Origin of the sequence: Pseudomonas sp. GD04058, from assembly GCF_029836855.1 — a bacterium.
Taxonomy (GTDB): Bacteria; Pseudomonadota; Gammaproteobacteria; order Pseudomonadales; family Pseudomonadaceae; genus Aquipseudomonas; species Aquipseudomonas bharatica.
Genome location: NZ_JAOECN010000055.1, coordinates 1 through 24124, shown reverse-complemented (window position 1 = coordinate 24124; position 24124 = coordinate 1). Strand labels below are relative to the sequence as shown.

Genomic DNA, 24124 nt, shown 5'->3' with positions numbered 1-24124 from the left:
ATGGCCTCAAGGGCACCGCCGAAGTGAGTTTGTTACCGGGCTACCGGAATGCACGATTCCGGGGCGCACACTGAGCCATTAGGTAGCACTATTCCCCGACCCAAATTTCCCTCGATCTTGCCATCCCCATCCAAATCAACCCCTTACCCCTCTTCCGAACAACCTGGCACATATCCTGCTTTTTCGTATCCATGGATAATTGGATACAAAAATACAAAGGTGAGCCCATGCAATTCGCCCCCGCCTACGTTGACCGTCAGCCGCAGACCGCCGAGGAAGAGGCCTACAACTTCCTGCTTGAAGCCATCTGCTGCGGCCGCTACCGCAAGGGTGACCGCCTGATCGCCGAAGACATCGCCAGCGAGATCGGCATGAGCCGCATGCCGGTGCGCGAGGCCTTCCGCCGCCTCGACGCCCAGGGCCTGGTGACCCTGCGCCCCAACCGCGGCGCGGTGGTCAGCGGCCTGGATATCGAGGAACTGCACGAAGTCTTCGAAATGCGCAGCGCCCTTGAAGGCCTGGCCGTGCGCGTGGCCGTGGCCCATATCGGCGAACGCCAGCTGGCGGCCCTGGAGCGCATGCTCGACGAGATGGACGACTACCGCGACGAGAGCGCCCAGTGGGTGCGCCGGCACCGCGCCTTCCACGAGTACCTGTGCAGCTTCAGTGGCCGGCCGCGCCTGATGAAACAGATTTCCGCGCTGTACTCGCTGGTCGAGGCGCCCATGCGCCTGTGGCTGCAGCACGGCGAAAAGCCCCTCAGCGCCCGCGAGGAGCACGCGGTGATCCTCGATGCCATTCGCGCCGGCGATGCCGACAAGGCCGAAGCCGTGGTCCGCGAGCATATCGAGGGCACCGTTCCGGCGCTGATCCAGTTCCTGCAATCGGAAAAATAGAGGCGGGCCCGAACCCGTCCGTGTGTTGACTTTGAATCCTGCCGTTTTCCAACGAAGTGGAGTGTCTGGTCATGCATCTACGCCGCGCCTTGCTGGTGGCTGTTTCCCTCGGTCTGAGCACGCAATGGGCCGCCGCCGCGCCCCAGGTGCCGGAGCGCCTGAAGACGGTCGAAAAACTCACCTATTGCTCGGGGATGGATTCGCCGCCCCTGGTCTCCTTCGACGCCGCGCAAAAGCCCCGCGGGCTGACCGTCGACCTCGGCCTGGAAATCGCCAAGCGCCTCGGCAACAAGGACGTGCAATGGCGGGTGATTCCGTTCTCCGGCCTGGTCCCGGCATTGCTTGCCGGGCAGTGCGACTTGATCGTCGACCAACTGTTCGACAAGCCCGAACGGCGCCAGGTGATCGATATCGTCAATTACATGTATTCCAGCCAGGCGGTGGTGGTGCCCAAGGGCAATCCCAAGGCGCTGAAAACCCTCGACGACCTCTCCGGGCACAAGGTCGCCGTGCTCAACGGCTCCACCATCAAGACCCTGCTCGACGCCCATAACGACACCCTGGCCAAGGCCGGCAAGGCGCCGATGAAAGTGGTGGTCTACAACACCGACACCGACGCCTTCCAGGCCCTGCGCATCAGCCAGGTCGACGCCTACGGCACCACGGTGGAAACCGCCGGCTACTACGCCGCCATGGCCCCGGACCTGTTCGAAGAGGGCGTACCTGCGTTCAGCCGCATCCTCACCGGCCTGGGCATGCGCAAGGACGACCCGCAACTCACCGCAGCGGTGCAGCAGATCATCGACGACATGCGCGCCGACGGCAGCTACGCGAAATTGCTGGGCGCCTGGCACGTCAGCAGCGACACACTCGACTGAGGAACAGCGGGCATGAACTTCAATTGGGATGTGTTCTGGCAATACCTGCTGCAGCCCAGTGGGGTATACCTCACCGGGCTGTGGCTGACCTGCCTGATCGCCGTGCTGGCCATGGCCCTGGGCTGTGCCCTGGGGCTGGCCGCAGCGCTGATGCGCCTGTCGAGCAACCCGCTGCTGCAATGGCCGGTGCGCTTCTATGTGTGGCTGATGCGCGGCACGCCGCTGCTGGTGCAGATCGTCTTTCTCTACACCGCGCTGGCGGCGGGCGGGATCTTCCGCTTCGAGGACATCGAGCTGTTCGGCCTGGTCGTGCCCGGCAATATCCAGGCGGCGATCATCGCCCTGGGCCTCAACGAAGGCGCCTACATGGCCGAGATCATCCGCGCCGGCATCGGCGCCGTGGACAAGGGGCAATATGAAGCCGGGCGTTCCCTGGGCATGACCTTCGGCAAGCTGATGCGCCGCATCGTGCTGCCCCTGGCCTTTCGCGTGATCGTTCCGCCGATCGGCAACGAATTCAACGTGATGCTCAAGAACACCACCCTGGTCAGCGTGATCGGCGTGCAGGAGCTGCTGCTCAGCACGCAGATGGTCACCTCGGCGACCTTCCGCGTGTTCGAGCTGTACCTGGTGGTCGCCATCTACTTCCTGCTGCTCACCACCCTGTGGGGCTTCTTCCAGCGCTGGCTGGAAAACCGCTTCGGCCAGTCCGACCGGCCCAGCGCGCCGCCCCCGGCCGCCAGCCGCATGTTCGGCCGCGGCACCCTGAAACTGCTGAGAGGACGCTGAGGCATGGCGCAGATAAGCGAAGAATTGGTGATCGAGGCGCTGGACATCCATAAGTCCTTCGGTGCCTTGCAGATCCTCAAGGGCGTATCCCTGCAAGTGAAGCGCGGCGAAGTGGTGGTGCTGATCGGCGCTTCGGGTTCGGGCAAGACCACCTTCATCCGCTGCATCAACCTGCTGGAAGACATCCAGGGCGGGCGCATCCGCGTCAACGGCCACGCCATGGGCTACCGCGAGCGCCCGGATGGCAGCCTGGTACGCGACTCCGAACGCAATATCGCCCGCCAGCGCCGGGACATCGGCATGGTCTTCCAGCGCTTCAACCTGTTCCCGCACATGACCGCGCTGGAAAACATCATCGAAGCGCCGGTGCAGGTGCTCGGTGTGTCCAAGGCCGAAGCGCTGGAACAGGCGAAGAAACTCCTCGCCCGGGTCGGCCTGGCGGACAAGGGCGGGCACTACCCGTCGATGCTTTCCGGCGGCCAGCAACAACGGGTCGCCATCGCCCGCGCCCTGGCCATGAAGCCGCAAGCCATGCTCTTCGACGAACCCACCAGCGCCCTCGACCCGGAAATCGTTGGTGAGGTGCTGCAGGTCATGAAGGAACTGGCCGAGGAGGGCATGACCATGGTGGTGGTCACCCATGAAATGGGCTTCGCCAAGGAGGTTGCCGACCGCGTGGTGGTGCTCGACCAGGGCGAACTGATCGAACAGGGCCCGCCGGAACAGATCTTCAACCACCCGAGCCACCCGCGTACCCGGGCCTTTCTCAGCCGTGTGCTCTGAGTCTGTGGCCCACCCGTTCCTGACTATGAAGAGAGCCAAGCCATGTTGAAACTGTCTGCCCACGAATATCCCTATCCATCCCAGCGCCAGAGCGTATTCGCCCGGCGTGGGATGGTCGCCGCCTCCCAGCCGCTGGCCGCGCAGGCCGGGATCGAGATCATGCAAAAGGGCGGCAACGCCATCGATGCCGCCATTGCCACGGCGGCGGCGCTGACGGTGGTGGAGCCCACCGGGTGCGGCATTGGCGGGGATGCGTTCGCGCTGGTATGGGTCAAGGGGCAATTGCATGGGCTCAATGGCAACGGGCAGGCGCCGGCAGCGTTGTCGGTGGAGGCGGTCAAGTCAGCCGGGCATTCGGCAATGCCGTTGTATGGCTGGACGCCAGTGACGGTACCCGGCTGTCCCTCGGCCTGGACCGTACTGTCGGAACGCTTCGGACGGCTGCCCTTCGCCGACCTGCTGCAACCGGCGATCAGCCTGGCGCGAGAGGGCTTTCCGGTCTCGCCGGTGGTTGCGCATCAGTGGGCGATTGCCTTGAAGGAATTCTCGCCGCATCGGGATTGGGTGTTGCAGGCCTGGTTCGATACATTCCTGATTGACGGGCGGGCGCCCAGGGCGGGGGAGATGTTCACCAACCCGACGCAGGCCGAGACCTTGGAAGATCTGGCCGCGACCCGGTGCGAGAGTTTCTACCGAGGCGCTATTGCCGAGCGGCTGGATGCGCATTCACGGGCTACTGGCGGGTATCTACGGGCCAGTGATCTGGAAGGGTATCGGGCGCAATGGGTCGATCCGATCTCGATCAACTACCGCGGGGTGGACGTCTGGGAAATCCCGCCAAGCGGGCAAGGGCTGGTGGCCTTGATGGCACTGAAGATCCTGGAAGGCTTCGACTTCGACCACCGCGACAGCCAACTGACCTGGCACCGCCAACTGGAAGCGATGAAGCTGGCCTACAGCGACGGGCTGCACTACATCACCGACCCCCAGCATATGCGGGTGGCGGTAGCGGACTTGCTCAGTGACCAATACGCGGCGCGGCGCCGGGCGCAGATCGGCGAACAGGCGCAACCGCCGCTGCATGGCGACCCGCTGGCCAGCGGCACGGTGTACCTGGCCACGGCGGACGGCGAAGGAAACATGGTCTCGTTCATCCAGAGCAACTACCACGGCTTCGGCTCGGGGGTAGTGCTGCCGCACAGCGGCATCGCGCTGCAGAACCGGGGGCAGGAGTTCAGCCTGGATCCGTCGCATGCCAACGGTCTTCTTCCGGGGAAGAAAACCTTCCACACGATCATCCCGGGGTTCCTGACCAAGAACGGGGAAGCGCTCGGACCGTTTGGCGTGATGGGGGGGTATATGCAACCCCAGGGGCATGTGCAGATGGTGATGAATATGGTGGATTTCGGGCTGAATCCCCAGGCTGCGCTGGATGCGCCGAGGTGGCAGTGGTTGGGGGGGATGAAGGTTGGGGTGGAGCAGGGGGCTTCTCGGGATTTGATCAACTCGCTGATCAGACGGGGGCATGAGGTGGTGGTGGTTAGTGATTCTACGGAGTATGGGCGGGGGCAGATTATTTTGCGGGATGGGGGGAGTGGGGTGTTGTGGGGTGGGGCGGAGCCAAGGGCGGATTCGGTGGTGGGGGGGTGGTGAGGGTGCAACGCTTCCTCCCAAAACTGCGCTCACAGGAGTAGCTGTGGAGGTTGCATGAACCTATAGCTACTCCTGTGGAAGCGTTTAGCTCAAATCCTGAGGCTTGAAATGCGCCACCATCGAGCCCACGGAGCGGGGGTGGCTGACCAGTCCTTGGGGGGGGCCGTCAGAATAGAAAAGTTCGGAAAGCATAGTGATCAGTGAGCCAAGCAGGAAATAACCAAATAGAACCTGAGTGATGACGAGCAGTTGCGCGATCCAGTGATTCTGCGCACTCATATCTCCGAATCCCAAGGTCGTCATTGTAACGACCGAAAAATATAAGCTGTCCATCAGGCTGTGTGGCTCCATGCCTTTGATTAGATTGGGAAAAAGCATGTAGACATATGCAAAGGCCAGCGTTGATAACACGAAGGACGCCAGCACGCGACTGGGCGAAAATCCATAGTTTGATAGAGACCAAAAGAACTTTGTCAGCGTTCTTAGTAGTCGGTTTTTGCCCTCATACCAATCGCTCCAGTTATGGCGTCGGTTGCAGTAGCGTAATGTGTGACGAAGCCCTTGAGAATAGTTTGCGGACTCGAAACTGATAGTGCGGAAGTCGGTCTCTGTAGAAACGTTGTAATTTTCGAAAATGGTGGAACTGTTAAAGTGTGCTTGAGTTAGCTTTGCCCCGCATAGGCTGCTGTTTTTGAGAAATCCAGTAGGTAGTGGTGGGCTCCCGTCAAATCGTGTACCCCTGAGGTTGGCACGATACAAAATTGTCTCGTGCATGTTTACTGTTTGAATTATTGCGTCTTCAAGTGTGGATTGCTGCAGGTTGGCATGATTGAAGTCAGTCATCAGGATTTTTGCTCCATGAAATGAAACTTTAATCAATTCTGCACTTGTGAAGGACGATAGCTCAACTGTGGAGTGGGTGAAGTTCGCGCCATACATTCTGGCGTTTCTGAAGTTTGCCCCTTGAATGGAAGCTCCTTCGAAGTTGGCGTTGTGCAAGTCCATATAGTCCCCGTTGGGCGTATAGAAGCTTGCACCGATCAGCGTCCATGAAGAAAAGTCTCCGTTGCGGAGCCTGACGATGCTATTGGTGGTCTCAACAAATTCGTTCCAGCGTGTGAAGTCATTTTTCTCGGCGCAGCTCTTCAGTAGGCTGTAATGTTCTGGATTGGTTTCTATGGGCATGTATCACGCGTGCTCGGGGCTTAGGTTCGTTGATGTGAAATTTGATCATTCAAGTGTTCGAGGATGTAGGGCCCAGTCATCTCTGGTCATCTGCCATATTTCCTTAAGCGTCGAGCCAGATACAAATTGTCCTTCCTGGATCGCCACCAGTCGCATGCCTTCATGAAGCGAAACACGTCGTGAAGCATCATTCTCCACAGCCTTTGGCACCTGCATCACCGGTCTGCCCAAAGTTTCAAACCAATAAGCATTGATCACCTCACAAGCCTCCCGCATATACCCCTGACCCTGCCATCGCGGCGATAGCCAGAAGCCCCGGTTGTTTCCAGGCTCGTCGTAGAGGGAGATGCTGCCGATCTTCTGTTGCGGATCCGAAGCAAGGCAGATCATCCAGTGCCATTCACGCCCGGCGGCAATCGCGGGGAGGGCGATATCGCGCACATAGGTCAGCGCGCCATCGTCGGGGTAGGGCCAAGGCACGCGGCTGTCGAGGTAGCGGACGACCTCCCAGTGCGGGAACAGCTCTTGGATAGCTGGTGCGTCGCTCAGTTGGAGTGGGGTGAGCAGCAGGCGGGCTGTCTTAAGCACGGGAGTGCTTTCCATGACGCAGTTCCTTTGCGAGGGCATGACTGAAGCAGGCCGTAGTGTCGCAGTGCGGGAACCATGATGTCGAGAGGCCATATGCTTGTTAGTTTCGCCTCGGCGAAATTCATTCTTTCACCGGATCAGCAGCGACCAACCTGTATCTCTCCAGTAGGTACGGCGGGGAAGGAGGGTGGCAACTGCACGCGGGTTGACGGACCGGTCCACAGAGAAACCCCGGCGCGCCTTAAGGCGCCCTCACGCGCAGTTGCCATCGAGCATGGACTTGTAGGGCCGCATGGGCGGCCCGTCGAGCGATGAATCTCTTAGCTTTCGACTTGCGGACCGGCCACTCCTTGGCGCAACGCCTCGGTCAGTGCCTGGCAGATTTCCAGCGATTGCCAGGTAGCCCATGCCTTGTCCGCCAATGGGCGGGAGAGCATTTCGCAGAGTTGGGCGTTGGATTCGAAAGCGGAGGTGATTGCAGCCGAGAGGTGGGCCAGGGCGTCTTCTATGTCAGCATCCGGGCATACGGCGAATATATGGGGATGGGCGCCGGCGCAGGTGCCGAAGTGGATGCTGGCGGTTTTGCGGCGAGGTGGGGCGGGTGGGTCTGGAACGATCTTTTTCATTGCGTAGTGTTCCTGAAGAGAAAGGGAACCGACACGCAATCGCTACCAAACGATTGGGTGGCGACCGTACGCAGGTTGGTAGACCGGACTTCAGGCTCCCCGGCGCGCCCGAAGGCGCCCAGCGTACAGCCGCCATAACAAAACCAGCCGGGTTGGGCCGACTGGGTTGATGGGACGTGCACGCCTGAAGTCAGAAGTCAGGCTACCAAACCTGAGCCGCCAAACAGCAGCGACCGGCGAAGACTAGGTAACCATTTCCAGATGTGCAACGGCTGAAGAGGCGGAAAAGTATGCTTGGGAAATTGCCTACATGAAAGCCGGAAGCGGGAGAGGTTTTGTAGGAAAGAATGGCAGTTTTAGCTGGATATTTGAGATAGGGCTGTGGGGTGTGTCTTCACGGATGGATGGAATCGGTCATGGATATTCAGCGGGGTGGCAGCTCGGCAGGCAATCCGAGCGAGGCGGAGCTGTTGCAGGCGGATGCTGATGGTTCTGTAGTGATTGTTGTGGTGGATTCACTGGCGCAATCGCTGGCAAGCCAGCTCCCACAGGTGGCGTGTCGTGCTTGGGATCGGTGGCTGGCAGAGGTCGCGGAACTGTTGGGGAATATGAGGTTGCAGGTGGGCTTAGACACAGGGGGGGGCTTCGCGGGCAAGCCTCGCTCCTACCTTGATTTGCAGTGTGCTTATTTGAGGGTGAAGAGCTGGGAGATCAGTTGCAGGGCTTGCTGACCCTTGGCTTCGTACAGCTCGTGGAGAGGGCTCTGGTCTGTGAGCTTGTGCAGTCGGAAATGGTTGTAGAACGCCTGACCCAGCCGCTGCTGATCGAAGCTGTCCGAATGCCAGAGGCGCAGGAATTCCTCGTAGGCTGCTTGTTCGATTTCCATCAGTTCGGCTTTCTTCCCAGAATGATATTTCGGCAATCCAGTGTCAGTTCGTCCAGATGCGGCGCCAGTGCCTTCGCGCCGAGCAAGTCTAGAGCGTGGGCTGCAGCGTCCCGCAATGGCTGCCATTCCTCATGGATGAACATGTGCTGGTTTCCACAGTGAAAGGCGGCTTCGGACAGGTCGTTGCTTAGCTGCCAGACCTTTTCCAGCGCCGCTCGCACGTCCATCGGCAGGGCCTTGCCTGCGACCTCCAGCACCTCGTTGACCGGCAACATCTTCTCCGACCAGGTCTCACAGGCCGGGCAGGAGGGAATCGAGTAGCGTTGCACCTCTGCCGTGGCTGCCAGGAAGTCGAGCGCCGGGATGGCCAGGCACACGGCAAGTATCCGCTTGTATTCGTCTTGCCCGTACCATTCCCAGAGTCTGTCGGGGAAGTTCATGTCCACTCCGTTTGTGATGAGGCACTTCAATTGGAGCGGATTATCCGGGGCTTGTGATGTTCTGGCGAGGGGCTGGTTTCAACTGTGTTGCTGAGGGCCTCATCGCTGGCAAGCCAGCTCCCACAGGGTCCTGCCGATGGTCGGCGGCAACGTAGCGCTGTCGAGCATTCTTGGCACCGGGCTGTTCGATCTGCCCAGCCTTGCTGCAGCGCCCGGCTGGATGAAACGGATGGACGCGCACGACACACCGGCTGCCGAGTCGGACACCTATGGCGTGGTGTCGTGGGTGTATCGCGAGCGCGCCCCGTTCCATCCGCAACGCTTGCTCGCGTTTCTTGCCCGTCCCTGGCGCAACGGTCGGTTGCTGCGCAGCAAAGGCTATTTCTGGCTCGCCAGCCGCCACCGCGAAACCGCGTTGCTGGTGCACAGCGGCAAGCAATTCCAGTGGGATTACGTGGGGCATTGGTGGCGCTTCATCGACCCGTCGCAATGGCCGCAAGACCATTATCGCCTGCAGGGCATCACGGCCAAGTGGGACAGCATCGTCGGCGATTGCCGTCAGGAACTGGTGTTCATCGGCCAGGACCTGGACACCCAGGCGCTGCAACGCGAGCTCGACCACTGTCTGCTGAGCCCGGACGAAATCGCCAGCGGCCCGTCGGCCTGGCCAGCGTTGCCGGGGGCGGCCGACTTCGACAGCCAGGCCGTGTCGGTCCGGCAGGCGCAGGCCACCCAGCAAGTGGCGCAGATGATCGACAGCTGACCAGGCAGGACAGGGCATAGCGCAGGCGGGCGAGGGCTGAAGAGGTCGAGCGACTTTCTGCCGACCTTTACGCCAAGCTGCCCTGGTACCAGAATCTCCCTCCCAGCCAATAGAAATCCCATTGCCATGCCCCCAGGCTTTCCCGCCTTGCCGTCACTCAACGCCCTGCGCATGTTCGAAGTGGTGGCGCGGCATCTGAATTTCCGCCTTGCCGCCGAGGAACTGGGCCTGACCCAGGCCGCCGTGGCCCAGCAGATCCGTGGCCTGGAGGCGAGCCTCGGGGTTCGCCTGTTCGAGCGCCTGCCCAGGGGCCTTGGCCTGACCGACGCCGGTCGCGGCTACAGCGTCAGCATCCGCAGCGCCCTGGCGATGATCGACGAGGCGACCCGCCTGCTGCGTCCGCAGTCCGAACAATTGACCATCAGCGTGACCCCGTCGTTTGCCTCCCGCTGGTTGATGCCGCGCTTGGGCGATTTCGCCGAGCGCTATCCTCAGATCGACCTGCGCCTGCTGGCCACCGATCGCCTGTCGCATTTCCACACCGAGGGCGTCGATATTGCCGTGCGCTACGGACAGCCGCCCTTCGGTGGCGGCCTGAACACCGAGTTGCTGATGGAGCAACGGGTAGTGGCCGTGGCGAGTCCAGCGTTACTGGCGCAGAAGGGCACCCCGCAGACCTTCGAGGCGCTGCAGGGCTTTGTCGCACTGCATGACGCCCATCATTACTGGCCGCTGTTCGTCGCCGCGCTGTTCCCCGGCCATCCTTCGCCGAGCGCCAGAAACCTGCGCTTCAACCAGACGTCCCTGGCCATCGAGGCGGCCATCGGCGGGCAGGGCATCGCGCTGGCCAGCCATGCCTTCGTCAAGGAGGATATCGCCGCCGGCCGCCTGGCCCAGGTGTTCACCCAGGAGCTGCGCCTGGACAAGGCGTTCTACCTGGTCTGGCCGCGCAAGGCCCGGCAGTCGCCGCTGTTGCAGGTGGTCAAGGAGTGGCTGAAGGAACAGGCAGCCGATAGCTGAGCTACTGGCTTGGCATGCTCTTCCTGTCTCCCTGGTCCTCGCATCGGCTGCTAGGGTGTAGGGACTCGAAACATCAAGAGTCCGAACCCCAGGAGGCAATATGGCAGTCGAAAAAACCGCGATCATCACCGCCGCCGGCAGCGGCATGGGCGCAGCCACGGCGCGGCGGCTGGCTGCCGACGGGTACAAGGTCGGGATCCTCTCGTCGTCCGGCAAGGGCGAGGCGCTGGCCCGGGAACTGGGCGGTGTCGGGGTGACCGGCAGCAACCAGTCGGTGGCAGACCTGCAACGCCTGGTGGATGCAGTGATGGAGAAATGGGGCCGGATCGATGTGCTGGTCAACAGCGCCGGCCATGGCCCGCGGGCTCCGATCCTCGAGATCAGCGACGAAGACTGGCACAAGGGCATGGACACCTACCTGCTCAACGTGATCCGCCCGACCCGGCTGGTAGCGCCGATCATGCAACGCCAGCAGGGTGGGGTGGTGATCAATATCTCCACGGCCTGGGCGTTCGAACCGGTGGACCTGTTCCCGACCTCGGCGGTGTTTCGCGCCGGGCTCGCGGCCTTTACCAAGATCTTTGCCGATACCTATGCCGGCGATAACCTGCGCATGAACAACGTATTGCCCGGATGGATCGACAGCCTGCCGGCCACCGACCAGCGCCGCGACAGCGTGCCGCTAAAGCGTTACGGGACCAGCGAGGAGATCGCGGCGACCATTGCCTTCCTGGCCAGCGACGGCGCCGCTTACATCACCGGGCAGAATCTCAAGGTGGATGGTGGGGTGACCCGCAGTATCTGAGGGTGTTGCTGTTGGCCCTATCGCTGGCAAGCCAGCTCCCACTGGTTTGGCGACGCACGCGGTCCTTGTGGGAGCTGGCTTGCCAGCGATGAGGCCCCGCAGCCCGGTCATGATCAAGCGCTTTTGTGCCCGGGCGGCTAATCAAGTAGTTTGTTCCGGCGCTGAGGAGCCTTGCATATGCTGACCATTGCCGAACACCAGATGGCCTCGTTGCGTGCCGCCCTGGCCGAGGACTTTGCGCTGCGCCTGGAGCGGCATTTGCGCGACTGCGGCCACACCGGACCCGTGCGTGACGCGATCGCCTGCTCACGTAGCCTGGCCGCCGATTTCGGGCTGCAAGCCGAACGCGATGTGGCGCGGCTTGCGGAGTTGCTGCTGCAATACGCCGCCGGGGTTTCAGGCGACGTCTGTCTGCCTCCCCAGGCGCTGAGCATCCTCAGCCGGCATGGCGCCGACCCTGGTGCCAGGCTGGAGAGCCTGTCCCGCTGGATCGGGGAGGGCAGGGCATGACGCAATTCAGCGAGCACCCCTACGACCAGACTGTCATGCCCTGTACAAATAGCATTGAGACTGAAACGCCGCTGCACTGGATCGAGATCGAGTTGCTCGGCGAGGACGACGCGCCGATTCCCTGGGAGGAATACCTGATCGAGCTGCCCTCGGGGCGTCGCCTGCGCGGGTATCTGGATGAACAAGGCATCGGTCGCGCGGAACGCCTGACGGAGTCTGGAACCTGCCGTGTATGTTTTCCTCGCCTCGACCAGGATGCCTGGAGCGAGTTGTCCACCTCAGGTTAACCCTTTGGGGTAGGTCTTCTTCTTCGGATAGGCCTTTTTCCACCATGCCTTTACCGCGGCTTTGTCGAGAAACGCGGGTTTGTGCTTGGAGCCCTGGGCCTTCGCCAGGGCCGCGTAAGCTTTTTCCAGTTCCCGATCGGTATTTTTCGCCTGCTTGTCCACATAAGCCCAGTATCCCTTGGCATTGGTGCCGGCCCAGGCAGGGATATAGGACTTCTCCACGATATCCTCCGGCGTTGCGTGGTACGCCAGCAGGCGGCGCACTTCCTCGGCGAAGAGCAGCTCCGTTTCCTCATCGGGCTTGCTGGAATTCTTCAGAACGGTTGCGGACAGGATGTCCCCCTCAGGCACGGACAGGCCGAAACGGGAACGCAGCAGCGCGAGGCGTACGCCGAATCGCTGCAAGGCGCAAAAGTAGCCGCAATCGGCCGGAGTCAGTTTTTGGGTGGAGGGGTCCGGGTCGGAGGTATCCAGTGTGTTGTCGCTGTCATCGGACTGGTCCTCGTCGTCTTCCGTGTCAGGCTGCAAGGGCTGGATGGCGAGGCGGTAGTAACGTGCCAGCCATGGCTCGGAGGGGGCGCCCTGGGTGGTGAGGATATTGTGCGGAGTCGGACGCGCCAGCGGCAGTTCCACTCTCCAGGCCAACAGGGCATCCAGGGTCGCGGAGGCAAACTGGCCGGCCCTGGACACGGCATGGCCCAGCGCTGTCATTGCCGCGTCCAGTTCGTCCGGTGCATCGGACACCTGATCGACTGGATCCTTGGCGAAGCACTGGTTCAGCATCGCCTCTAGCTCGTGTTGAGTCAGCCCGTTGTTTTTCAGGAACAAAAACAGGGCACGGATCTTCATCAGGTGCTCGGCCCGGGCGCGGATCAGCTCGGTGCGGTTCAATCCGAGGTGGATGATGCAATAGACTGCACGGCTGGTCTGGCCGTCGGTCGCGAGCAATTGGTCTACGGGCGAGAGAACCAGGCTTTTCTGGCAACTCTCGACGTACTGGCGGGCGGCGAGAGCGTGCTGGTCCGATAACTTGAGACTCGAGGCCAGCACATTGGTCAGTATGACGAAGTGCTGCGAGTTCGGATCAACCTCGAACAACCAGGCAAGTACGAAGTATCTGGCCATGGCCTGTGGGCCGCGCTCGATGATGCCCTGGCCGGCCTGGGCATAATTCTGATAAGGCTGATCACGGACTGGATTGTCCCAGGTGAATTCGCCTTTGCGCTGCTCGGCGTAGGTCGCGCGCAGCGAAAGATCCTGCAGTAAATAGCGCGGGTCCTGCTTGTTCACGGCTACGCATACTTCCCGAGCGGCATTCCACAGGATGCTGCAGATTGCCTGGGCAGTGTCCTGCTGGGACTGCAATTGCGATTTGCTCAATTGGGCCAGTACCGGTACCGGCCGTGGTACCAGCGGATCGTTCTCGCCCTTGCGTCGTATGTATTCATCCCAGAGCTTGCTGGGTACCGCCTTGGCGGTGTAAGGGTCGAAACGCAGGACAAGGCGTGGATCCTCCGCGCCCGGGTCGACGAAGGCCGGCTGTTCCCGAGCCGGTTTGCCGTAGGTCGCCCGGGGTGATCCGGGCATCAGGTCGAACTTGTTCTTCTTGTACACCTCGTTGCAGATGCGGCACGCCGCGTAATAGTTGCCGGCGTTGTAGGCCAGCCAGAAATAGCCCGAGCGGACAATCCCGCGTGCGCCAAGCATGGCTGACTCCACGCCGCCGGTGGCAGGATCGTAGCCGGCCTTGGGGCGGAAGTGTTCGACGTCGGCCTGGCTGGTGGCAGCCATCTTGGCCTCGCAATACGCGCACTTTCCATGCTGCATTTCCACCAGCTTTTTGTTGATCTTGCTCCACAGCCCCTTGAATCTCGCACTCTCGAAGCCGGGAAGGTAAAGCGGGATGTCGGTATCGCTGTCCTTGACCGTGACGGTATTGCCGTCCTCCCATTCCTCGATCAAGGCATTCGTGGCTTTAGCGAAGCCCAAGGGTTTGATGTAGTCGTCCAGTCCAGCTGTACTGATCCGAATCATGATGGCCTTTTGAGCGCAGTTTGAGATTGATGCAGAATAGAGCAACCCGCCCCCGGATAGTCAAAGACCTCCCATGTGGATCACCATCGGCCTCAAGGACACCGCTGAAAGCCTGGGATTCGCCCATGGCCTGATATGGGAAACCGTCTGGGCGGCTCCCGAAAACGCCGATTTGCGCAACAGCAAGCGTGAAGGACTGGTGCTCCACCCGGGCGACCGCCTGTTCATTCCCGAGCGCCGCCAGCAGTGGAAGCCCGCCCCGCTGGATCAGCGCAGCACCTTTCGCCGCCGTGGCGTGCCATCGAAGATTCGTTTGAAACTGGAACTCAACGACCTTCCCGAACAGGGTGTGCCCTACGTCCTGGAAATCGACCAGCAACGCATCGAGTCCTGGGTCCCTGCCAATGGCATCATCGAGCACTGGGTACGCCCGGACCAGGATGACGCAGTGCTCTGGGTCGGCCAGGGCGCGACGCGCCGCCGGTTGTTGCTCAAGCTCCGCGAGTTGCGCCCGCTGGACACCCTGGAAGGCGTGCAGAACCGGCTTGCCAACCTGGGTTATCCGGTTAGCGGGAGTGGCGAGCTGGATGAGCCGACTCGCGACATGTTGCGCCTGTTCCAGCAGCGCAACGAACTGCCGGTGACCGGGGAGGTCGACGAAGCGACCCTGGCGCGGCTGAAGGCGCGGCACGGGCCTTGATTTGTTAATCTCCAGGCCGCCGAACCATCCGTGTTGGAAGATCATTCGTGGCAAGAAAATCCAGAAGAGAACTGGCCCTCACCGAACAAGGCGCGATCCCGGTCACAGTGATCGACGTGGCCCGGGTCGCGGGCGTGTCGCCAATCACTGTTTCGCGAGCCCTGCACCGCCCCGAACGGGTCAGCGAAGCCACCCGCGAACGGGTGCTGGAAGTGGTCCGCGAGATGGGCTACGTGCCGAATCTGCTGGCCGGCAGCCTGGCCAGCAGCAAGAGCCGCCTGGTGGCGATCCTCCTGCCAACCCTGGCCAATTCGATCTTCGCCACCCTGGTCCAGTCCGTCATGGAGCGCCTGACCGAGGCGGGCTATCACTCGTTGCTCGGCCCGACCGGCTATTCACCGGAAAAGGAAGAGGCGCTGCTGGAGGCGATCCTTGGGCGTCGTCCGGATGCCATCGTACTGACCGGTACCCTGCACACCGACGGCAGCCGGGCGCGCCTGGCTTCGGCGGGGATCCCGGTGGTCGAGGCCTGGGATCTTGGCGAGCACGCCCTGGATATGCAGGTCGGTTTTTCTCATGAAGAGGTAGGACAACTGGTTGCCGAGCATTTCCATGGCAAGGGCTACCAGCGTTTCTCCGTGATCACGGTGGATGACCCCCGTGGCATCCGCCGCTGCGAAGGGCTGACCCGGCGTCTGGCGCAGCTCGGCATCGAGGATGTGCCGGTCGAAGTACTGCCGCTGCCCTCCACCTGGTCGGTCGGCAGGGAAGGGCTGCGTCGCCTGCTGCAGCGCGACCCACGCCCGCAACTGGTGTTCTGCAGCTCCGACAGCGTGGCCCTCGGCGCCCTTGCAGAGGCCACCGCACAAGGGCTGCGCGTTCCCGAAGAGATCGCCGTGCTCGGCTTCGGCGACACCGTCGACAGCCAGTATGCGCACCCGGCGTTGTCCACCATCAGTGTCAACTCCGCCGTCATGGGCCGCACGGTCGCCGAGGCGCTGTTGCGCCGTCTGGCCGGTGGCAAGGCAGTCGAACGGCACGATACAGGCTTCCATCTCGTCGAACGCGCCAGCACCTGAACTCCCCCTTGCCCGACAAAAAGTCCTTGCGGCTACTTGAATGATAACGTTATCCACTCCATGATGATCGCTAGGTTGTACGATGACTCGTATCCTCGCTGGATCATCCGAGGCCCGTTCAATTCCGCCTAGAACAAAAGCACAAGGAAATCTCGATGAATGCATTGAACCATGCCACCCATGCCACGCCGCTGATCACCGAATTGCAGGTGGTGCCGGTGGCCGGCCACGACAGCATGCTGCTCAACCTCAGCGGCGCCCATGGCCCGTACTTCACCCGCAATGTGCTGATTCTCAAAGACAATGCCGGGCGTACCGGTGTCGGCGAGGTGCCGGGCGGCGAGGCGATTCGCAAGACCCTCGAAGACGCCCGCGACCTGCTGGTAGGCCAGTCCATCGGCAACTACCAGGGCCTGCTGAACAAGGTGCGCCATGCCTTTGCCGATCGCGATTCAGGTGGGCGGGGCCTGCAGACCTTCGACCTGCGCATCACCGTGCACGCCGTTACCGCACTGGAGTCGGCCTTGCTCGACCTGCTTGGCCAGCACCTTGAAGTGCCGGTAGCGGCGTTGTTGGGGGAAGGGCAGCAGCGCGATGCCGTCGAGATGCTCGGCTACCTGTTCTATGTCGGCGACCGCCAGCGCACCGACCTGCCGTACCGCAGCGAAGACGATGCCGATGACGCCTGGTTCCGCGTGCGCAACGAAGAAGCCCTGACCCCGGAGCGGGTGGTACGCCTGGCCGAGGCCGCTTACCAGCGCTATGGCTTCAAGGACTTCAAGCTCAAGGGCGGCGTGCTGCGCGGTGGCGAGGAGATCGAAGCGGTAACGGCCCTGGCCGAGCGCTTCCCTGACGCACGCATCACCCTTGACCCGAATGGTGCCTGGTCGCTGAAGGAAGCCATCGCCCTGTGCCGCGACCAGCATCATGTGCTGGCCTACGCCGAAGACCCTTGTGGTGCCGAAAATGGCTATAGCGGTCGCGAGGTGATGGCCGAGTTCCGCCGCGCCACGGGGCTGCGCACTGCCACCAACATGATCGCCACCGACTGGCGGCAAATGGGCCATGCGATCCAGTTGCAGTCGGTGGACATCCCCCTGGCCGACCCGCATTTCTGGACCATGCAGGGTTCGGTACGGGTGGCGCAGATGTGCAACGACTGGGGGCTGACCTGGGGCTAGCACTCCAACAACCATTTCGATATTTCGCTGGCGATGTTCACCCATGTCGCGGCGGCGGCGCCGGGCAATGTCACGGCCATCGATACCCACTGGATCTGGCAGGACGGCCAGCGCCTGACCCGCGAGCCGCTGAAGATCGAGGGTGGCCTGGTGCAGGTGCCGACGAAGCCGGGGCTGGGAGTCGAGCTGGATTGGGATGCCTTGATGCAGGCCCATGAGACCTACCGCAATATGGGCCTTGGCGCCCGGGACGATGCGGTGGCGATGCAGTACCTGGTGTCGGGATGGACCTTCGATAACAAGCGGCCTTGCCTGGTGCGCTGAGCACCTTCGAAAGCTCGATACCGACCTGTGGGAGCTGGCTTGCCAGCGATTTGGCCCTACCTGGCAACCTCTTTGCCTTTGCCGGCCTCATCGTTGGCAAGCCAGCTCCCACAGGTGCTGCACAATGCTCAGGATCTACGCTGACCTTGTAGGAGCTGGCTTGCCTGCTCCACAGGGCACCCTTGGTGCCGCTCAGTCCGGCTCAGGATGTTCGCTGGACACCGAGTTGTTGGCATCCACATCGGGCATCGCTTCCTCGAGCGATGCCTTTTCGGCCTCGGCCTCGGATTGCACATCTGAAGCCTGGTCCTCGTCGGGTCGATTTTCGTCTGCCATGTGCACCTCTTATTCCTGATCGATCAGGCTATCGGTCCTTGCCGTGCCATTGTCCCGCTCCAGTTGTGCATCCTGGTCCGAGCCAGGATTGCCAGGGGGCGGGTTCCAGTCTTCCGGGCGTTCCTCGTTTCCCTGCCTGGGCTCGGAAGGGCTTTGCTCGAGCCCGGAGCCATGCGCGTGGTTTCCCGGTGCTTCGCCGGGGCCCGGGTAAGGCGCATCCGGGCCGTTGTGGTCGATTGGCATGCGTGTTCTCCTGTTCCAGGCGCGGACATCGCGCCCCTACGGTTGGGAGGGCCGGGGGCGGGCGGAAGTGTCCGTGGTTCGACGAATGACATTCACCAGGCGCAGCGAAATTTCATGTCGTGGGGAATTTATCCAGGCGTACGACAGTCTTTCCCTGCGTAATGGCAATCGGATATCGTTTCCGTGCAAAGTTTCGACACGTCGCCGCGAGGTCAGGCATGAATTCAGAACCCACCGCGTCCGATGCCGGCGACGCCCGCGAGCGCCTGCAACTGGCCCTGGACGCCGGCGCCATCACCGGCAGTTGGGTCTGGGACATCCCCAACAACAGCGTTACCGCCGACCAGCGCTTTTCCCGGGCGTTCGGCCTGCCCCTGGACAAGTGCAGGGCCGGGATGCCGATCGAGGAAGCTTTCACCTCGATCCATCCGCAGGATGTCGAGCGGGTCGCCGCCGATATCCAGCGCACCATGCAACAGGGCGGGGCCTTCCGCTGCGAGTACCGGGTTCGCCAGGAAGATGGCTGCTACCGCTGGATCGAAGCCAGCGGGCACTGTGAGCTGGACAGCCAGGGCCAGGCCGTGCGCTTCCCCGGGGTGCTGATCGATATCGAGTCGCGGCGGGCGGCGGAAGCCGAGCGGGACCGGGTTTCGGCGCTGCTGCGCACCTTCGCCGCCGCGGTGCCCGGGGTCGTCTACGCCAAGGACCTGGACGGGCGGATGCTGGTCGCCAACCACGGCACCACCGAACTGATCGGCAAGCCTCCGTCGTTCTATATCGGCAAGACCGACCTGGAGTTCCTCGAAGACAAGGACCAGGCCCGGCAGGTCATGGAAACCGACCGGCGCATCATGCAGGGTGGCAAGGCCGAGCAGATCGAGGAACGTGTCGATATGGCCGACGGCACCGCCGCCATCTGGCTATCGATGAAGGCGCCATTGCGCGACGACACGGGGGCGGTGATCGGGCTGATCGGCTCTTCCATCGACGTCACGGCCAAGAAGGCTGCCGAACAGGCCCTGCTGGACCTCAACCGGACCCTGGAAACCCGGATCAGCGAAGCCGTCGCCGAAAACGAGGCGGCCCAGGCAGCCTTGCGCCAGGCGCAGAAGATGGAGGCCGTCGGCCAGCTCACCGGTGGCATCGCCCATGACTTCAACAATCTGCTGGCGGGCATCACCGGCAGCCTTGACCTGATCAAGCTGCGCCTGAACCAGGGGCGCACCGCCGACCTGGAGCGTTATGTCGCGGTGGCCCAGGGCGCGGCACAACGGGCGGCGGCCTTGACCCATCGCTTGCTGGCCTTTTCCCGGCAACAGACGCTGCAGCCGGTGCCGACCGATATCAACGCCCTGGTCAGCGGCATGGAGGAACTGATCCAGCGCACCGTCGGCCCGACCATCGAGGTCTCGGTGCAGCTCGAGTCGGTGCTCAAGACCTGCCTGGTCGATCCGGCCCAGGTCGAGAATGCCCTGCTGAACCTGTGCATCAATGCCCGCGATGCCCTGCGCGGAGGGGGCGACCTGCGCATCCGGACCTTCGACCAGCGCGGTGGCGAACAGGACCTGCCGCCTGGCGACTACCTGACCATCGCCGTCGAGGACAACGGTTGCGGGATGAGCCCGGAAGTCCTGGCCAAGGTCTTCGAACCCTTCTTTACCACCAAGGCGGTCGGTGCCGGCTCCGGGCTGGGGCTGCCGATGATCTATGGCTTCGCCCGGCAGTCCGGCGGGCAGGTGCGGATCGAGTCAGAAGAGGGCGGCGGAACGCGGGTGTTCCTGTCGTTGCCGGCCCGGGCGTTGCCGGTCGCCGCGCCAGCCATGGCCGGGGCCGGCGAAGAGATTCCAGGTGCAGCCCGCGGAGCCACGGTACTGGTGGTGGAAGATGAAGCCTCGGTGCGTGCCTTCGTCAGCGAAACCCTCGCCGGGCAAGGTTATGCGGTGATCGAGGCAGCGGACAGCAAGGCCGGGCTGCGCCTGCTGCGTTCGGATATCTGCATCGACGCGCTGGTGACCGACATCGGCCTGCCTGGCGGCATGGACGGGCATCGCATGGTACTCGAGAGCCGCGCGGCCAGGCCCGGGCTGCCGGTGCTGTTCATGACCGGCTATGCCCGGCCGGAGGTGCTGGAGAACTCGCCACTGGAGCCGGCAGGGCTGGTACTGACCAAGCCGTTCGCGCTGGAGGCGTTGCTCCGGGGTGTCGAAGCGCTGCTCAAGCGCTGAGGGGCGTCAGCATTGATAGCTGATTGATATCGGTCGGTCGCCACCTAATATTCACATTACTGTCATAAAGTTTCGGCAAAGTGCCTCGGCCATCACACGGAGCACTTTCTAGATGAAACGCCTGATGAAGTCCGCTGCACTCGCCGTTTCGGTTTCCCTGTTCGCCACCACGGCTTTCGCCGAAAACATCCGCCTGACCGGTTCCGGTGCCAGTTTCCCTGCGCCGATCTACCTGACCTGGTTCAAGGATTTCAGCAAGAACACCGCTGGCGTAACGGTTGATTACCAATCCAAGGGCAGTGGTGCCGGTGTGCAGGATTTCCTGAACAAGACCGTCGATTTCGCCGCCAGTGACTCGGCCATGAAAGACGAGGAAATCGCCAAGGTCGGCGAGGGTGTGCAACTGCTGCCGATGACCGCCGGCGAAATCGTCCTGGCCTACAACCTGCCGGGCAACCCGAAGGGCCTGAAGCTGCCACGCGATGTGTATTCCGACATCTTCCTGGGCAAGATCACCCAGTGGAACGATCCAAAGATCGTCGCCGCCAACCCGGACCTGAAGCTGCCGGCCACCCCGATCACCGTGGTCGTGCGCGCTGACTCCAGCGGTACCACCGCCGTATTCACCAAGCACCTGTCGGCCATCAACCCTGCATTCAAGGAAGCGCTGGGCGAGGGCAACACGGTGAACTGGCCGGCGACCGACAAGTTCATCAAGTCGCCGAAGAACGACGGTATCACCGCCACCGTGCGCCAGACCCCGGGCGCCATCGGCTACATCGAGTACGGCTTCGCCAAGCTGGCCAAGGTCGATTTCGCCGCGCTGCAGAACAAGGCCGGCCAGTACGTGGTGCCTAACGCCGAAAGCGGTGCCGAAGCGCTGGCCGCAGTGAAAATGCCGGAAAACCTGGTGGCCTGGCTGCCGGATCCGGACGGTGCCAAGTCCTACCCGATCACGTCCTACACCTGGATGATCTTCCGCAAGGACAACGGTAACCCGGCCAAGGCCAAGGCCATGCGCGACATGATCGAGTACAGCCTCACCGAAGGCCAGAAAATCGCCGACTCCATGGGCTACATCCCGCTGCCGCCATCGGTTGTCGAGCAGGTACGCAAAGCGTCCGCCAACATCCAGTAAGACTGCCAGCACGCTCCCGGCGCCTGTCGCCCCGGGAGCGTTTGCCCTTGTACCGGAAGCAATCGATGAACACCCCATTTGACATACCGGATAACCCCGACTCCGCCTGCCGGCCACCCTCGGCGAAGGACTTCCTGGTCGATCGCATCTTCCGCGGCCTGGCCCGCATCGGTGTGGCGCTGATCCTGGCGCTGGTGCTCGCGCTGATCTTCGAGATCGGGCGCAAGGCCCTGCCAGGTATGGAGAAGCACGGCCTGGATGTGCTGTTCGGCACGGTCTGGGACGTCAACCAAGGCAAATACGGAATTCTGCCAGCCATTTGGGGCACGCTGTACAGCGCCTTCATCGCACTGCTTATCGCCGGCTTCTTCGGCGTCAGCATGGCGATCTTCCTGACCCAGGATTTCCTCCCGGCGAAACTCGCCGCCGTATTCCGCACCATCGTCGAATTGCTCGCCGCCATCCCCAGCGTGGTCTACGGCCTGTGGGGCATCTATGTGGTGATTCCGGCGATCCGCCCGCTGACCGCCTGGCTGAACAGCGAGCTGGGCTGGATTCCGTTCTTCGGTACCTCCCTGAGCGGCCCCGGCCTGCTGCCGGCGGCGCTGGTGCTGGCGATCATGATCCTGCCGACCGTTGCCGCTGTTTCCCAGGACGCCCTGGCCAGCGTGCCGATGAAAACCAAGCAGGCCGCCTATGGCTTGGGCACCACCCACTGGGAAGCGATCCTCAAGGTCATGGTTCCTTCTGCCGCCACCGGCATCTTCGGCTCCCTGGTACTCGGCCTGGGCCGGGCACTGGGTGAAACCATGGCCCTGGCCATGCTGGTGGGCAATGCCAACACCCTCTCGGTGTCGCTGTTCGCCCCGGCTAACACCCTGGCCGCCTTGCTCGCCCTGAACTTCCCGGAGGCCGGCCCGAACGAGGTCGAGGTGCTGATGTATGCAGCACTGGTGCTGATGTTCATCACCCTGCTGGTGAACGTGCTTGGATCGCTGCTCATGCTCTACGCCCAGCGGGGGAACAAATAATGACCGACCTGTCGCAACCGGTAACCGCGCTGCCGAGCCTGCAGCGTCGCTTCGAAGGCCGCGCCCTGCGCAGCCTGGTCCTGACCAGCCTGGCGTGGATCATCGCGATCGTGGCCAGCGTGCCGCTGATTTCCGTGCTGTACATGCTGATCACCAAGGGCGGTGCGCGCCTGAGCCTGGAGGTCTTCACCGAACTGCCACCCACCGGCTTCGAAATGGGCGGGGGCTTCGGCAACGCCATGGCCGGCACCTTCGTCATGGTCGGCATCGCCGCGGCCATCGCCGTGCCGGTCGGCATCCTGGCGGCGGTGTTCCTCGCCGAACTGGGCCCTGACAGCAAGCTGGCCAACGCCGCGCGCTTCGCCGCGAAGATGCTCACCGGCCTGCCGTCGATCCTGGCGGGCGTATTCGCCTACGCCCTGGTGGTGATGACCACCGGCACCTATTCGGCACCGGCCGGTGGCGTGGCGCTGGCCGTGCTCATGCTGCCGATCGTCGTGCTGACCGCCGAGGAAGCCATGAAGATGGTGCCCAAGATCATGAAGGACGCCGCCTACGGCATGGGCTGCACCCGCGCCCAGGTGATCATGAAGATCATCCTGCCGACCGGCCTGCCGGCGATCCTCACCGGGGTGATGCTGGCCGTGGCCCGTGCCGCCGGCGAAACCGCGCCGCTGCTGTTCACCGCGCTGTTCAGCAACTATTGGATCTACCACGAAGGCAGCCTGGCGGTGATGAACCCCACGGCCTCGCTGGCGGTACTGATCTACAACTTCTCCGGCATGCCGTTCGACAACCAGCTCGAACTCGCATGGGCGGCCTCGCTGGTCCTGGTGATCATCGTGCTGCTGGTCAATATCGTCAGCCGTATCTTCGGCAAGCCCAAGTATTAAGAAAGGGAGCATCCGAACTTGAACGTATCCGCCGCGCAACAGGCCGCTCCCGTGGCCAGCCAGGCTCCAGTGGTCATGGACTGCAAGCTGGACAAGATCTTCTACGGCAACTTCATGGCGGTCCGCGACAGCCACGTGCCGATCGAAAAGAACAAGATCACCGGCTTCATCGGTCCTTCCGGTTGCGGCAAGAGTACCGTGCTGCGTAGCCTGAACCGCATGAACGACCTGGTGAAGGGCTTCCGCTTCGAAGGCCATGTGCACTTCCTTGGCCAGGACGTCTATGGCAAGGGCGTCGATCCGGTGGTGGTGCGCCGCTACATCGGCATGGTGTTCCAGCAGCCGAACCCGTTCTCCATGAGCATCTTCGACAACGTCGCCTTCGGCCTGCGCCTGAACCGCTACAAGGGCGATATCGGTGACCGCGTCAAGCACGCCCTGCAAGGCGCGGCGCTGTGGGATGAAGTCAAGGACAAGCTCAAGGTCAGCGGCCTGTCCCTCTCCGGCGGCCAGCAGCAGCGCCTGTGCATTGCCCGGGCCATCGCCACCGAGCCGGAAGTGCTGTTGCTCGACGAGCCCTGCTCGGCACTCGACCCGATCGCCACCCGCCGCGTCGAGGAACTGATGGTCGAACTGAAGAAGGACTACACCATCGCCCTGGTGACCCACAACATGCAGCAGGCGATTCGCGTGGCCGACACCACGGCGTTCTTCTCGGTGGACATTTCGCAAGGCAGCCGTACCGGTTACCTGGTGGAAATGGGCCCGACCACGCAGATCTTCCAGAACCCGCGCGAACAACTGACGGACGACTACATCAGCGGCAAGTTC

At 62.6% G+C, this 24124-nt stretch carries 24 protein-coding genes and 2 pseudogenes; 18 read left to right on the top strand and 8 right to left on the bottom strand.

All coding sequences use genetic code 11. The features are described from left to right. The first annotated feature begins 227 nt into the window (after window positions 1-227). From N7650_RS26010 to N7650_RS25990, 5 genes are all read left to right on the top strand, one after another. On the top strand, window positions 228-896 hold the full coding sequence (locus tag N7650_RS26010; RefSeq protein WP_064303087.1) for a GntR family transcriptional regulator: 669 nt from the start codon (window positions 228-230) through the stop codon (window positions 894-896). Window positions 897-967: 71 nt separating this feature from the next. Then, window positions 968-1774, top strand: coding sequence for an ABC transporter substrate-binding protein (locus tag N7650_RS26005; protein WP_279900613.1), 807 nt, complete (start codon window positions 968-970; stop codon window positions 1772-1774). A 12-nt stretch (window positions 1775-1786) separates the two neighbouring features. Continuing rightward, on the top strand, window positions 1787-2563 hold the full coding sequence (locus N7650_RS26000; protein WP_279900611.1) for an amino acid ABC transporter permease: 777 nt from the start codon (window positions 1787-1789) through the stop codon (window positions 2561-2563). Window positions 2564-2566: 3 nt separating this feature from the next. After that, the gene (locus N7650_RS25995) at window positions 2567-3346 is read left to right on the top strand and encodes an amino acid ABC transporter ATP-binding protein (RefSeq protein ID WP_279900610.1); all 780 of its coding nucleotides are present in this window, start codon (window positions 2567-2569) and stop codon (window positions 3344-3346) included. A gap of 42 nt (window positions 3347-3388) precedes the next feature. Beyond that, entirely contained in the window at window positions 3389-4999 is a 1611-nt protein-coding gene (locus N7650_RS25990; protein WP_279900608.1) for a gamma-glutamyltransferase family protein, read from the top strand. A gap of 84 nt (window positions 5000-5083) precedes the next feature. Here N7650_RS25990 and N7650_RS25985 read toward each other — a convergent pair whose 3' ends face one another. From N7650_RS25985 to N7650_RS25965, 5 genes are all read right to left on the bottom strand, one after another. Next, window positions 5084-6184 carry a pentapeptide repeat-containing protein gene (locus N7650_RS25985; protein ID WP_279900606.1) on the bottom strand — a complete coding sequence of 367 codons (1101 nt, stop codon included), beginning with the start codon at window positions 6182-6184 and terminating at the stop codon, window positions 5084-5086. 45 nt (window positions 6185-6229) lie between these two features. After that, window positions 6230-6787, bottom strand: coding sequence for a GNAT family N-acetyltransferase (locus N7650_RS25980; protein WP_009400312.1), 558 nt, complete (start codon window positions 6785-6787; stop codon window positions 6230-6232). Between the two features lie 305 nt (window positions 6788-7092). Next, window positions 7093-7398 carry a hypothetical protein gene (locus N7650_RS25975; RefSeq protein WP_009400311.1) on the bottom strand — a complete coding sequence of 102 codons (306 nt, stop codon included), beginning with the start codon at window positions 7396-7398 and terminating at the stop codon, window positions 7093-7095. A gap of 685 nt (window positions 7399-8083) precedes the next feature. After that, window positions 8084-8284 (bottom strand): hypothetical protein, encoded by a 201-nt coding sequence (locus tag N7650_RS25970; protein ID WP_009400310.1) that lies wholly within the window; start codon window positions 8282-8284, stop codon window positions 8084-8086. Further along, on the bottom strand, window positions 8284-8724 hold the full coding sequence (locus tag N7650_RS25965; protein ID WP_279900603.1) for a hypothetical protein: 441 nt from the start codon (window positions 8722-8724) through the stop codon (window positions 8284-8286). The genes N7650_RS25970 and N7650_RS25965 overlap by 1 nt, the downstream gene beginning before the upstream one ends. A gap of 124 nt (window positions 8725-8848) precedes the next feature. Between N7650_RS25965 and N7650_RS25960 the strand changes: the two are divergent. The 5 genes and pseudogenes from N7650_RS25960 to N7650_RS25940 all read left to right on the top strand — a co-directional run. After that, a pseudogene (locus N7650_RS25960) lies at window positions 8849-9487 on the top strand (GTP-binding protein); the annotation flags it as partial. A 126-nt stretch (window positions 9488-9613) separates the two neighbouring features. Next, entirely contained in the window at window positions 9614-10507 is an 894-nt protein-coding gene (locus N7650_RS25955) for a LysR substrate-binding domain-containing protein (protein ID WP_279900601.1), read from the top strand. A gap of 100 nt (window positions 10508-10607) precedes the next feature. Beyond that, window positions 10608-11312, top strand: a complete 705-nt coding sequence (locus N7650_RS25950) for an SDR family oxidoreductase (protein ID WP_009400306.1) — start codon at window positions 10608-10610, stop codon at window positions 11310-11312. A 177-nt stretch (window positions 11313-11489) separates the two neighbouring features. Then, on the top strand, window positions 11490-11822 hold the full coding sequence (locus N7650_RS25945) for a hypothetical protein (RefSeq protein WP_009400305.1): 333 nt from the start codon (window positions 11490-11492) through the stop codon (window positions 11820-11822). Further along, the gene (locus tag N7650_RS25940) at window positions 11819-12109 is read left to right on the top strand and encodes a hypothetical protein (RefSeq protein WP_009400304.1); all 291 of its coding nucleotides are present in this window, start codon (window positions 11819-11821) and stop codon (window positions 12107-12109) included. The genes N7650_RS25945 and N7650_RS25940 overlap by 4 nt, the downstream gene beginning before the upstream one ends. Here N7650_RS25940 and N7650_RS25935 read toward each other — a convergent pair. After that, window positions 12101-14188 (bottom strand): hypothetical protein, encoded by a 2088-nt coding sequence (locus N7650_RS25935; protein WP_279900599.1) that lies wholly within the window; start codon window positions 14186-14188, stop codon window positions 12101-12103. The two genes, N7650_RS25940 and N7650_RS25935, sit on opposite strands and share 9 nt — an antisense overlap. Window positions 14189-14216: 28 nt before the next feature. On the opposite strand from N7650_RS25935, the gene N7650_RS25930 reads away from it, so the two are divergent. The 3 genes and pseudogenes from N7650_RS25930 (at window position 14217) to gudD (ending at window position 17427) form a co-directional block, all read left to right on the top strand. Then, entirely contained in the window at window positions 14217-14843 is a 627-nt protein-coding gene (locus N7650_RS25930) for a peptidoglycan-binding domain-containing protein (RefSeq protein WP_009400302.1), read from the top strand. 47 nt (window positions 14844-14890) lie between these two features. Further along, window positions 14891-15922: a LacI family DNA-binding transcriptional regulator gene (locus N7650_RS25925; RefSeq protein ID WP_279900598.1), complete on the top strand. Its 1032-nt coding sequence runs from the start codon at window positions 14891-14893 to the stop codon at window positions 15920-15922. A 155-nt stretch (window positions 15923-16077) separates the two neighbouring features. Further along, window positions 16078-17427, top strand: a pseudogene (gene gudD, locus N7650_RS25920) (glucarate dehydratase). Window positions 17428-17619: 192 nt separating this feature from the next. On the opposite strand, the gene N7650_RS25915 reads toward gudD, so the two are convergent. After that, window positions 17620-17763, bottom strand: a complete 144-nt coding sequence (locus N7650_RS25915) for a hypothetical protein (RefSeq protein ID WP_279900596.1) — start codon at window positions 17761-17763, stop codon at window positions 17620-17622. A 9-nt stretch (window positions 17764-17772) separates the two neighbouring features. Next, window positions 17773-18006, bottom strand: coding sequence for a hypothetical protein (locus N7650_RS25910; protein WP_279900595.1), 234 nt, complete (start codon window positions 18004-18006; stop codon window positions 17773-17775). A gap of 218 nt (window positions 18007-18224) precedes the next feature. On the opposite strand from N7650_RS25910, the gene N7650_RS25905 reads away from it, so the two are divergent. The 5 genes from N7650_RS25905 to pstB form a co-directional block, all read left to right on the top strand. Then, window positions 18225-20231: a PAS domain-containing sensor histidine kinase gene (locus tag N7650_RS25905; protein WP_279900594.1), complete on the top strand. Its 2007-nt coding sequence runs from the start codon at window positions 18225-18227 to the stop codon at window positions 20229-20231. Window positions 20232-20343: 112 nt separating this feature from the next. Beyond that, the gene (gene pstS / locus N7650_RS25900) at window positions 20344-21369 is read left to right on the top strand and encodes a phosphate ABC transporter substrate-binding protein PstS (protein ID WP_009400296.1); all 1026 of its coding nucleotides are present in this window, start codon (window positions 20344-20346) and stop codon (window positions 21367-21369) included. 65 nt (window positions 21370-21434) lie between these two features. Continuing rightward, window positions 21435-22400: a phosphate ABC transporter permease subunit PstC gene (pstC, locus tag N7650_RS25895; RefSeq protein WP_009400295.1), complete on the top strand. Its 966-nt coding sequence runs from the start codon at window positions 21435-21437 to the stop codon at window positions 22398-22400. Next, window positions 22400-23293: a phosphate ABC transporter permease PstA gene (gene pstA / locus N7650_RS25890; protein WP_009400294.1), complete on the top strand. Its 894-nt coding sequence runs from the start codon at window positions 22400-22402 to the stop codon at window positions 23291-23293. The genes pstC and pstA overlap by 1 nt, the downstream gene beginning before the upstream one ends. A 75-nt stretch (window positions 23294-23368) precedes the next feature. Further along, on the top strand, window positions 23369-24124 hold a 756-nt coding region (gene pstB / locus N7650_RS25885), incomplete at its 3' end, for a phosphate ABC transporter ATP-binding protein PstB (RefSeq protein WP_279900616.1).